At 62.0% G+C, this 11,991-nt stretch carries 6 protein-coding genes and 3 pseudogenes; 4 read left to right on the top strand and 5 right to left on the bottom strand.

All coding sequences use genetic code 11. From position 1 onward, the window contains the following. The 3 genes and pseudogenes from CK226_RS26140 to CK226_RS26130 all read left to right on the top strand — a co-directional run. A pseudogene (locus CK226_RS26140) lies at positions 1-221 on the top strand (ABC transporter substrate-binding protein); the annotation flags it as partial. Positions 222-228: 7 nt separating this feature from the next. Next, positions 229-1,509, top strand: coding sequence for an ABC transporter permease (locus tag CK226_RS26135; protein WP_095789978.1), 1,281 nt, complete (start codon positions 229-231; stop codon positions 1,507-1,509). 2 nt (positions 1,510-1,511) lie between these two features. After that, a complete protein-coding gene (locus CK226_RS26130) occupies positions 1,512-2,333 on the top strand; it encodes an ABC transporter permease (RefSeq protein WP_095789979.1) in 822 nt (273 codons plus the stop codon). Positions 2,334-2,645: 312 nt separating this feature from the next. On the opposite strand, the pseudogene CK226_RS26125 reads toward CK226_RS26130, so the two are convergent. The 5 genes and pseudogenes from CK226_RS26125 to CK226_RS26105 all read right to left on the bottom strand — a co-directional run. Next, positions 2,646-3,672: pseudogene (locus CK226_RS26125) on the bottom strand (IS110 family transposase); the annotation flags it as partial. Between the two features lie 418 nt (positions 3,673-4,090). After that, positions 4,091-4,321: a hypothetical protein gene (locus CK226_RS26115; RefSeq protein ID WP_245437859.1), complete on the bottom strand. Its 231-nt coding sequence runs from the start codon at positions 4,319-4,321 to the stop codon at positions 4,091-4,093. 373 nt (positions 4,322-4,694) lie between these two features. Further along, positions 4,695-4,778, bottom strand: a pseudogene (locus tag CK226_RS36180) (IS21-like element helper ATPase IstB); the annotation flags it as partial. Between the two features lie 44 nt (positions 4,779-4,822). Next, entirely contained in the window at positions 4,823-6,055 is a 1,233-nt protein-coding gene (locus CK226_RS26110; RefSeq protein WP_095789982.1) for a serine hydrolase domain-containing protein, read from the bottom strand. Between the two features lie 537 nt (positions 6,056-6,592). Further along, positions 6,593-10,141, bottom strand: coding sequence for an AAA family ATPase (locus CK226_RS26105; protein ID WP_095789983.1), 3,549 nt, complete (start codon positions 10,139-10,141; stop codon positions 6,593-6,595). A 628-nt stretch (positions 10,142-10,769) separates the two neighbouring features. Here CK226_RS26105 and CK226_RS26095 point away from each other — a divergent pair. Continuing rightward, positions 10,770-11,267, top strand: a complete 498-nt coding sequence (locus tag CK226_RS26095) for an EF-hand domain-containing protein (RefSeq protein ID WP_095789984.1) — start codon at positions 10,770-10,772, stop codon at positions 11,265-11,267. Positions 11,268-11,991: the final 724 nt, after the last annotated feature.

Raw genomic sequence — 11,991 nt, 5'->3', positions numbered from 1 at the left:
CCTATATCTCCAAGCCGGAAAACAATGCCAAGCTCGCCAGCTACATCACCTATGGGCCGGTGCGCACCGACGCGGCCTCCTTCGTGGCGGCCGACGCCTTGCCGAAACTGCCCAACGCGCCCGACCATCTGGCCGGCGCCTACCTCGTCGCCGACACCGAATTCTGGGGCGACTATGGCGAGGATCTCGTCAAGCGCTTCAACGCCTGGCTAGCCCAGTAGGCGATCGATGTCGGCGTTGCAGCCCAGCGAACTCGACCGGCCGACGCTGGCCCGCGACCGGTCAGCCGCCGATGCGGAACTTATATCCGTGTCGGCGGCGCTGCGCCGTGCCGAATTCGGCGACCGGCTGCGCTCGCTGCTGTTGGCAACACCCCTGCTCGTGCTGCTGGCGCTGAGCTTCGGCATCCCGATCGTGCTCCTGCTGTCGCGCGCCGCCTACGACCCGACGATCGCCGACGCCTTGCCCAAGACCGCCGCGGCGTTGAGCGGCTGGAGCGGCCAGGGCCTGCCCGGTGACGACGCCTTCGCGGCGCTTGCGGCGGACCTGAAGGACAACCAGGTCAAAGGCACGGCCTATGAATTGGCCAAGAGCCTGAACGCCCGCCTGCCCGGCGCGCGCAGCCAGATATTGAAGACGGTGCGCAGGCTCGAAAAAGCCGACGGACAGGCAGCGCTGGATGCGCTAAAATCGGCGCCGTTCTGGTCGGCGCCACCGACCTGGACAGCGATCCAGAGCGGCACCAAGAGCTTCACCTCGTTCTATTTGCTCAGCGCCCTCGACCTGCGCTGGGACGCCGATGGCGGCATTGAGCGGGTGCCGCCCGAGCAGGCGATCTTCATCCAGGTGTTCCTGCGCACCTTCTTCGTCGCGGCGTCGGTGACACTGGCAACGCTGATCCTCGGCTTTCCGCTCGCCTATCTCATCGCCAACGTGCCGAAGGGGTTGGCCGCCATCCTGATCGTCGCGGTGCTGCTGCCGTTCTGGACCTCGATCCTGGTGCGCACCGCGGCCTGGACCGTGCTTTTGCAGAAGTTCGGCCTGGTTAATGATTTCCTGCTTCTTATCGGCGTCACCAGCGACCGGCTCGACCTGATGTACAGCCGTATCGGCCTGATCATTGCCATGACGCATATCCAGCTGCCGTTCACGCTGCTGCCGATCTACAGCGTCATGCGCACCATTCCGCCCTCGCAGATGAAGGCCGCCTATTCGCTTGGCGCGCGGCCGTTCACCGCCTTCCGGCGCATCTATATTCCGCAGGTGTTTCCGGGCGTGATGGCGGGCTGCCTGCTCACCTTCATCCTGTGCCTCGGCTATTACATAACCCCGGCGCTGATCGGCGGCGCCAGCGACCAGCTGATCAGCAATTTCATCGCCAACTATGTCAATGTCGAGTTGAACTGGGAGATGGCGGCGGCGCTGTCCTTCATCCTGCTTGTCTTCACGCTGGCGCTGTTCGGCATCTTCGCGCGCATTCTCGGCCTCGACCGCCTGAAGCTGGTGTAGCCATGCTGTTGTCCCCCTACGCCACCACCGGCGAACGCATCCGTATCACCTTGCTCTGGCTGTGGTGCGGGCTGGTGATCCTCTTCCTTTTGGTGCCGATCCTCATTCCGGTGCCGCTCTCCTTCAATAGCGGCGCCTTCTTCATCTTCCCGCTCGAAGGCCTCTCGACGCGCTGGTACGAGGTCGTGCTCGGCACCCAGCGCTGGCAGTCAGCGATCGGCAACAGCCTGGTCATTGCCCTCGGCACGACGCTGATCGCAACGACGCTCGGCACGCTGACGGCTATCGCCTTATCGGACGAGAAATTCCCAGGCCGCCGCATCGTCATGCCGCTGCTGCTCTCGCCTCTGATCGTGCCGGTGGTGATCACTGCGGTCGGCTCATATCTGTTCTATGCGCGGGTCGGGCTTGCCAGCACCTATGCCGGCATCATCCTGGCGCACACTGCTTTAGCCAGCCCCTTTGTCGTCGTGACGGTGGGCGCCAGCCTGACCGGCTTCGACCGCAATCTGATGCGCGCTGCCGCAATCTCGGGCGCCAGGCCGCTGACTGCATTCTTCAAGGTGATGCTGCCGCTGATCCTGCCTGGCGTGCTATCGGGCGCTGCCTTCGCCTTCGTCACTTCTTTCGACGAGGTCGTCGTCGTGCAGTTCCTTGCCAGCGCCAGCCAGCGCACCATGCCGCTCGAAATGTTTATCGGCCTGCGCGAAAAGCTAAGCCCCGCAATCACCGCCGCCGCAACGCTGATGATGGCGCTGTCGATCGTGCTCCTGGTAGTGGCAAACATCCTCTCACGCCGAGGGCGGAGAGTTCCGAACCGCTGAAAGGTATCCGCTGCAGGGACTTCGCCGGCAACAGCTTCCGCCATTGGGAACTACGGCCTCCGGACGCGTCCTGGACCATGTCTGCCTCCATGACCCGACCCACGCGGGTCCATGGGGACTATCGATGTCGACAGGGCCGCACCCAATCCCGTTCCGGGTCGGCAATACCGCACAGAGGTGCAACGAAGCCGCCTGTCCGCATCCATCCTGGCGCTTCCCTATGACGATCGCGCCATCGCCGACGCGAGCTGCAGCTCGAAATCCCGTCGTGGCCCCACCCCCAGCCTGTGCAGCGGGTTGGCTCGAGACCGGCTATGACGGCGCGACCTCCCGGCCGATTGCCCACACGAAGGCGGCCATCTCACGCGCGATCGCAGCCACGACCACCGGCGGCTTCTTGCCGGTGGCGATGAGACGACGATAGCGAGCGCAGAGCCGGACCTGCCCCTTCCAGGCAATTGGGCAACCCCTCGAGCCGCACCCTCGGGGCTCGCTGACCCTGGCGGGGTAGCGGTAAGTCCATGCCGCTTCGACCAAGGCGCGACGGGCGCGTCGATTGCCGGCGAGTGTAAGGCTCGACCGGCGAACCGAGGCCGAGAAACGCCATCAACTGCGGCGGCGTATCCTCAATTTCGGCCGCGAACATCACTGCGACCAGGAACGAGGCGCCGCGCATGGCCTGCCTCGACGACCCTCGCCATGGACCAGGTTGGCACGACGGCGCGCAACTGATCGTCCAGGCGGTGTAGTCGCTGAGCCGCGTCCTCGATCGCGTCGATCTTCTCCTGGAATACGATCTGCTGCGCAGTATGCTCGAAGCTCTGGCGGGCAAGACAGCGTCGGCGCGCCAACGTCCAATGACCGCCGTTCTCGTAAATCCGCCCGTGGCGCAGGAGGAAGGAAAGTAGCTGCTGGCGTTTGCGGCGCAGATCGTCGGCTGCGGCTTCGCGGGCTCGCACCAGATCGCGGACAGCCTCGTGGACCACGTCCGGCACCCACACCCCGATCAGCTCGCCCGCCCGATGCAGTCGCGCTAGCGTGACGGCGTCCCGCCGGTTGGTCTTCACGCGCTCGCCCGGTCGCTTCGGAATCAGGGCCGGCGCAACCACCATGCAGTCGTGACCAAGATCGCGGACCTGCCGGCACAAGCCATAACCCGTCGGTCCAGCCTCGAAGCAGACTTGCAGTCGATCATACTTTTTTCCCAGCTTCTTGATGGTCCGCTCTATCGCCGCCGGACTATTCTCGACCTCGCCGACGAACCGGACCTCGCCAGTGCGGCCGCCCTCCGCGATCGCCACACCGCGTGCTTCTTCTTGGCTACATCAAACGCAACAAATGCTCGCTATACTCTCCCATGGCTCGTCCTCCGTGCGTGAGGATCGACTCGGCCCATCCGAGCAACCCTCGTCTTTTAATCGCACGAAAAGGCGGGCCACCGATCTCCGCCTTCGGATCAGCCCCGGCCGTACCGACGCCTGCCCTTTCACAGACGGAAGCGAAGCAATTGAGGCAGAGTTGTGAATGCTGGAGCAGGCGTTGAAGCCAGCCAACGCACACGCCCTGCTCCTGAAGGAGGCGATTGAGGTGGCGATGTCGGAGCACGAGTTCCGCACCCGGTCGAGCAGGAGCCAGGTAGCGCTCAAAACTCAAGGTCTGGATGGACGTCTGCCAGCCCTCCCATGTGGGCCATTCAGAAGGCGGCGCGATGGTGCCGCGGTGCCCGCCAAGGCACCGTTGGGGGACTGGGCAACTTCCTAGCCGACGTGCAGCTGGCTGTCGGCCACAACGTTCTGGGGCGGAAGCTGATGCTGGAGCGGCTGCTTTAGCCGTCCGGCCCGGTTCCTCTCGGCGTCCAGCAGTTCCTCCTCGGTTATCAGGCCGTTCATAAACAGCTTAAGCAGGTGGGACGCGATGCGCAGGGCCTGCTGCGATTCAGGGGGAATGCCGTTCTCGTTGCAGACTATGCGGCACACGCGAGAGAGCATATCGATCTCGCAGGGGTCCAAGCACTGACCGGGGTACAACATAGCCTTTCCTCCTCGAAAGCTACGAAACCCGGATAGTGCGACAGGCGCGTGAATTCCGCAATTGCTTTTGGCGTGATCGAGCCTGCTGTCAGGCGCGCCCTTTGTGCACTCGTGACGTGTGGCGGGTAGATTGTTTCTGGTAGGGAACATCGCTCTTATTTTAGGATCGTCTAATGTCTGCCCGCACAAAGGCATTCCCACCGACAGCTCCTCGACCGCCTTTGGGGCCATGTGTGGCAGCTTCAGGCTGCAGTTCCTCAAGGGCGGACATTCAGGTTGCGCGGGCATCGTTGTGAGAAGACCGATGCCGGAAGCGAGTTCCGCTCGTAATCCGGCTGATGAGATGGAAGAGCAACTGCCCGCCGGCTTGGGCGAAGAGCTCATCATCGAGCACGACGAATCCGAGGCGGCCCAACTTGCTAAGCGCAAGTTGCTCCGCGCAGTTTCTGTTGACGAGTCTCAGGCCCCTGTCAACGCACCGTGGACGAGCGCGCGCAGCTCTTTGCGCACCGGAATGGCGCTTGAAGGCAGCAGTTGCGTGAAGAGAATGACAACCATGTCGTCAACCGGGCTTACCCAGAAGAAGGTGCCTGCCGCCCCGCCCCAGCCGTAGTCGCCGACTTGCGCCGAAATTTGTGCCTTGGCCGGATCGAGGACGACGGAGCCCAGCAGGCCGAACCCGACGCCGTCAAACTGGGTTTCGGCCCAAACTTCGGTTGCCATCGAGGCAAGATCTCCCGATAGGTGATTGCACGCCGCCAATCTCAAGGTGCGGGGACTGAGGATGCGTTCGCCGCTGACTTCACCCCCAGCGCGCAGCATTTCGGCGAACCGCCAATAATCGTCGATGGTTCCGACGAGCCCGCCTCCACCGCAGAACGTATCAACCTTGCCTTGCCGCCATGCCGAAACCTCCGGCGCCTCGTGCAACGCCATCCCACCAGCCGTAGCCTCATAGAGCGGGGGAAAACGGCTGATCCCGGAGTCCGGCACAGAGAAGCCCGTGTCGGTCATTCCGAGGGGCTCGAAGATTCGCGTCGTAAAGTACTTGTCGAGCGTCATTCCGGAGACGACTTCCACGATGCGGCCGATGACATCGGACCCGACGCTATATTGCCACCTCGTGCCCGGCTCCCATTCCAATGGCAGCTCGGCGATCCTGCGGACCATCTTGTCGAGCCCACCGTAGGCCAAGGCGAGGCCGAGTGTTTCTTTGGCATAAGCCTCGCCGAGCAGGCGGGGGTTCGTAAAAAGGCTCAGGCCAGATGTGTGGGTGAGCAGATGGTGGATCGTCATCTTCGCCTTGACGGGCACGGTTTGGTCGAGCGACGTTGCGCCCGGTATCAGAAGCTGCACGTCTTTGAATTCCGGCAGGTATGCCTCGACCGGATCGTCGAGATGCACGCGCGCCTCCTCGTACAGCATCAATAGTGCGACGGCCGTGACAGGCTTGGTCATCGAGTAGATGCGGGCGATGAGGTCGCGCTGCCAAGGCCGCTTGGCTCCGACGTCGGCATGCCCGGCGCAGTCGAAGAAGGCGAGCTTTCCATGGCGCGCGATGAGCACCGCACCACCAGGCCAGCGCCCGGTGTCCACATAGCGCTGCATCCACCGTTTCAGTCGCGCCAGCCGCGCCTTGTCGAAGCCGAGGTTCGCAGGATCACGAACTGGTTCGCTACCAAATTGACCCATCGCGCAAATGTCCTGTCGCAGGCGGAGGCCCTTTGGACAATCCTGCGCTCTCCCCGCATTATTGCCAATAGTTGCCTGCTTGAACTTCAGTGAAGCTGCCGACGACGTCTGCTCTCAGGAAGCCCAAATTTAGCAAACGGCAAGTCGACCGCGGTGGACTGGCTGGCCACAGCCCGCAACTTGGATAAGGTCCTTGGATGCCACTAGCGCCGGAATCCACATCGGTCTAACGTTTCTCTATGGTCACATGTTCATGGCCCAAGGATTTAATGAAGCCCCTCCGCCGCCTCTCGCGAACGACGGTAACGCGCCCTATTTCGGCCGCAGAGGCCGATTTTGCCTCCGCCCGAAAGCAGATATCGCAGCCGACCATGCTGAAGTCGCGCTCGCGCCATGTTCGCGCTTACGCGGGGACAAGCGTGAACGTCTCATCTCAACTTCCGCTACATTCCAGTCCAAACGAACGAACGCGCGTCTCGGTTGCGCATGAGCCAAGCTTGCATCAATGCAAACTAGTTGTCGGAACCGACGCCGACCTCAACGGCTCAGGGCGTCCAGCGCCCTTTGTGCCGCGATGAGGTCGACGATCGGATACCTAGTGTTAAATGTGTGGACCACCGCTTGCAGACGCGTCGCCGCCTCATGCACACGCCCTTGCCGTGCCAGAACTGGTGCCAGTTGCGTTGCGGCGCGAAGCTCGAAGAGTCTCGCTTGCTGCCGACGGGCAGTGGCAATTGCTGTTTCGAATAGGTGCGCGGCACCCGCCAGGTCACCTCGGCCCGCGGCGATTTGGCCACGAAGGCGAATACATTCTGCTAGGTAGCTCGCCTCGTCCGTTTCGAAAACGAGGGTATCGACATCATCAAGCATTTGCGACGCGTCGTCGATGCGACCGGCGCGCAGGAGAAGATCACAAAGTTCGCATGCTTTCTCAGGGGTATGAAATACGACGTCTTGCGCACGCCAGGTAACCAAACTCTCCCGGACGTCATCGATGCCGGCATCCAGTTCACCTAGATGCGAACGGGCATGGCCGCGCCACCTGATGCCGCTGCTTCGACGCGCCGTGTAGCCGTGTAGTTCGCAAATCTTGACGATCTTCGTAGCATTCTCAAGGAGTTCCTTGTATTGCCCAAGTAGCGCACACAATTCGCACTGGGCGAGAAGACACCACGCGAGGTCGAAAGGCTTATCGACCTGGTTAAAATTTCGAATTAGGCGCTCTTTCTCTTCGACTGCAGCATCAAATAAACCCAATGTGATCAGCGTTTCGCTGAAATATTCCTGGGCAGAGACACGGGGTTGATCCGCACCGGCGAACAAGATGCCAGGACTTGGGTCAACACGATCAAGCAAATCCAAGGCCTTGCGCAAAGCTTCCGCTGCCTGCGGCTGCTCTCCCCGATTGGAATGAGCCATCCCCTTTGTTGCCCAAAGACTACCCAGATGGGCCGCTGGAAGGAAATCGGCACAGTTTGCGAGCTGCTCTTCGGCCAGGATCAGGTAGTCGTGATTGCGCCCAGTGGCATAAAAGAATGGAGCGAGTGAAAGCGCAACGTCACATTGCAATTCGACCGATGCAGCGTTCGCGGCGACAAGACGTGCATCCTCAAGGGCCTTCTCAAGGCGCTCAGACCGATACCCTTCAGCCTGCATCAAGGCATTGGCCATCGCAAGGTGGAGACGTGTCATCCGTTCAGCGCCGCCGGACACATCGCCAACTCTCCTGCTGCAGTCAATGGCACTGGCAAAGTGCGACACGGCTTCCCGGGTAGCCGCTCTGACCAGAGCGGCCACTCCCGCCTTTTGCCAGTGATCGAGCGCGCCCGACCAATCCCCGGCTTCCTGCAGATGGTGTGCGAGGAGCTCGGGTTGCGCTTCAGTGATGTCGGGCCACTTTTCCTCCAATACGTTTGCGACACGCTTATGTAGCTCCTGGCGCTTAGCGCGCAGCAGCGTGCCATACGCTGCGTCCTGAACGAGCGCATGCTTGAAGAGGTAAGTGGCCAGTGGCCGCGTCCCGCGGCAGAACACCAGACCGGCGCCGACGAGTTGATCCAGTGCATCATTTAGCTCAGCGGCATTTCGCTGTGTGACTGCTGCCAGCAATTCGTAGGAGAACTCCCGACCGAGAACCGCGCCGACCTGCGCGACCTCCTTAACGGCTGAGCCGAGGCGATCGAGGCGCGCCATCAACGAGGCATGCAGCGTGGCGGGAACGTTCAATGTCATCGCGGCAGCTCGTGAGAGCGCTGTCCTGGCGTTGCCGCTCTCCAACACCGCCTTGGTCAGCTCCTCGACGAACAGTGGCACCCCATCCGTGCGCTCGATGATCTCCGCGATCACGTCCCTCGGCAGCTCTTCGGTGCCGACGACCCGCTGGACCAGCGCGGCACCTTCACGACGATCGAGCCGATTGAGGACCATAACCGTGACGTGCGACTGCCCGATCCACGGTGGTTGAAACTCGGGGCGGTAGGTGAGGAGAAGCAGAACCGGCAGGCGCGGCACCCGATCGATGACTAGGTCGAGCAGCTCGCGCGAGCTGGGGTCGATCCAGTGCACATCCTCGAAGAGCATCAGCACCGGACCTTGTCGCGCCAGATCTTCGAGCTGCCTGAGCAGCGCATCGAAGGTTTTCTCTTTCTTACGCTGCGGCGCCAGTTGGAGAGGCGGGAAACGGCCGTCGGTCGGCAACGACAGCAGCTCAGCCAGCAGCGCACCGTCCTCCGACGAGGCCGGGGCAAGCAGGGCGCCAAGCTTATCCAGCTTTCTCTCAGGCGGGTCGTCGCGCTCCAACCCGGCGGCGCGTTCTAGCTGCGCAATGGTCGGGTGGAGCGCGCTGTCTTGACGGTGCGGCGAACAGAAATAGCGCAAGCGGGTGTGTGGCTCATTCTGGATCCGCTCCTGCAAGGTGAGGGTGAGGCGCGACTTTCCGATGCCCGGCTCCCCTGAGAGCAGCACCACACGACCTTCACCACTTTTCGCGCGCTGCCAGTGGCGCTGCAGCAGGTCGACCTCCTCCTCACGCCCGACCAGCGGCGTCGGCGTCGTCCCATGCATTGCCTCGAACCGGCTTTCGACAGCGCTCTCACGAACCACTTGATAGGGATGAATCGGCTCCGGAAAGCCTTTCACCTCGAGGGCGCCAAGATCGCGATATTCGAAAAGATCGCCGACCAGCTGCCGCGTTTGCGGCCCGATCACGACCGCGTCGCGTTCGGCAAGAGCTTGCAGGCGGGCGGCGAGGTTCGGCGTCTCGCCCACGACGCCGCGCTCTTGCCCTTCGCCGGCGGTGATCAGATCGCCAACGACGACCTGCCCGGTGCCGATACCTATGCGAGCCCGCAACGGCTCGGGCTCTGCAATTCGCCTGACGGCATCGACGAGAGCAAGACCAGCGCGCACCGCCTGCTCGGCGGCGTTCTCGTGCGCCTGCGGGTAGCCGAAATACACCAAAACTCCGTCGCCCATATATTTGGCGACAAAGCCGCCGAAGTGGGCGACCGTATCGGCAACACACCGGTGATACGCTCCGATTATCTCACGCAGGTCCTCGGGATCCAGACGCGTCGCCAGCGCCGTCGAGCCGACGAGATCCACAAACATGACGGTCAGCTGTCGACGCTCCGTGCTTAGCTCCTGGCGGTTCTGAGCCACGATGTCATCGGTGCTCGGGTCGGGATGGCTTGACGCCGGCACAAGCCCCACTACCGCCCTGCGGAATCGCTTGCGGTGACCGAGGAGCATGCCGAGCTTCTCGAGGTCGGCATCGGTCAGCTCCGGCAGGACTTCCGCGTCGATCGCGTTGTCGCGAAATGCCTGCTCGTATTGCTGGAGGCCGAGGCCTCGCAACCACGCGGCAACGTCCACACAGCTCTCCCAAGGCTGAATTCGGTCCCTCAGCCGCAATATTAGCTCAGATGCCAGGGAAATGCTGTAGACACGGATTTCTTTCGAAGCTGGAGTTCCCTCTGGAAGAATTTGGGGGGCTTCGAGCCCGGCATTGGTTGCCGGGGCAGTGATAGCTTTTGGCAGCAAAGCCGCCGTTCCTTCCGCGCGCAAAACTGAACGGATCCGCGTCAAACGGGACCCATTGCCGGCGGGCGATCCATGCTGACATATGGCTGATTAAACGGCGCGCGATCATCGAGGCGCGGCAAGGCCGTTAATGGGGCCGGAAAACGACCGTCTCCTATTGTGTAAGATCAGCGGTTAACACGCTGCCGGCAGCTGAGTTCGCAGCAGGCAATATTCCCGGTGCCAAGCTGGTCATCTACAACAGTGGCGGACATTTTTTGGTTGGACAGATGCAGGAGGTTCGCACGGCGGTTCGCACGTTTTTGGCTAGCGCGGGCTTGATCCCGTCATCCGATAGCCCAAGACAGTGACTCTCTCCTGAGAGCCCTCGCTCCGCCAAAAACAAAGATCGCACTCCAGCTTCAATATTCGCAACAGCACGGCTACGCTACTCGATATCAGCGGCGGCTCCGCATCATCAGCGTGTCGCGGCTTCCCGCCCAATGGCGGGCCAGCCGAAATCGCTCACAGGAAATGGTCCGTTCCGCGCCCGGCTTCGCGGCGGCGCGCCTAACTGCAGATACTTGTTCTTGTTCGCAACAGTCATCGGCTGACCTGAGAGGAACTATGAGAAGAGCAGCGGGTTTTGGTTTGATGCCGACACGTTCGGCGTCCATCGTCCAAGGAGGACATAATGAGACCAGCAACCGCAACTATGGCCGCTACCGTGATGATGACACTGTTGGCCTCGCCTGCGCTGGCGCAGATGGGCGGGACACCCACACCAGCAGCACCGGCACAGCAGCAGGGAGCCGAACAATCTCCGGGAAACGCCCAGACCCAGGGCTCCATGCGCGAAATGATGCGTCAGATGATGCGTGAAATGATGCAGGAAAGAATGCAAGAGGACGGCGGCGGCCGATGGCACCGCGACTTCCGAGAAGGTCCGCCTGAAGGACGCAGCATGAGGGAGGGCCGCCATGGTATGGGAGCCCGGATGATGCATGGCGCAGCGATGCGCATGATGTTTGCGATAATGGACGCCAACGGCGATGGCGCGCTGTCGCAGAACGAGGTTCAAGATTTGGTTGGGCGGATATTTAACGCCGTCGACAATAACGGCGATGGCAATATCGACATGGAAGAAATTCAAACTTTCTTCCATGGAGGGTCCGATCAGCCACCCGAATAATCCATTGCCGGTGTCCCGGACCGGCGGCACGGAGGACAGAGATCCTCGAAAGCGACTGTGATCGGCGAGCTGTCGCCGCGGTTAACCGCGCGTGCTCTAACAGCGGATACTCGGTCTGGAGCAGCGTCGGGAGGCGCCGGTTGGATCCCGTTCGAGGGAGTTCCGCCCAACTCTCGAGACGTTCGCTGCACGACATCGCCTGACGCGGTGGATCTGTAATTGCTCAAGCGTCTGATACGCTTTCTGCCGGATCAAGCCGGAAATGGGTGGGACCAACTATCGTCGAACAGGAGGCCCACAATGAACGATCGTCTCTCCAGTCCGTCCGGACTTTTGCCTGGGTTATCGCAACTTGGCTCAGCAATTTGCCCTTGGCCGCGATGGTGAACGCATCGCGCGCCTTGCATCGGCCCTGGGGAGATCAATAGGGCTCGGGCGCAAGGCGGCTGCGCCTACACCCGCTGCGGCAGAAAAACCCAAACGGGCTGCTCGTGCGGTGGCCGCGACGACGACTGCTCATTCAAGTCACCCCGAAGAACGCCCACAAGGCACCTGCCAAAGCCTGGCGGGCTGCATCTAGTCGAGGTGCCTGCCTATTGCGGGTCTGAACGCGGCGAATCCTCGCCTTTCGGCAAGGTTTTGCCGCGGTGCGCCTCTTTCTTTCCGCGCTTGGGCAGCACTGAATGTTCAAGCCGTCATGTCAACCTCTCAATCAGCGCGTGGC

The sequence above is a fragment of the Mesorhizobium sp. WSM4311 genome (genome assembly GCF_002295115.1).
In the GTDB taxonomy this organism is placed as follows: Bacteria; Pseudomonadota; Alphaproteobacteria; order Rhizobiales; family Rhizobiaceae; genus Mesorhizobium.
This window is presented reverse-complemented; position numbering and strand designations above follow the sequence as displayed.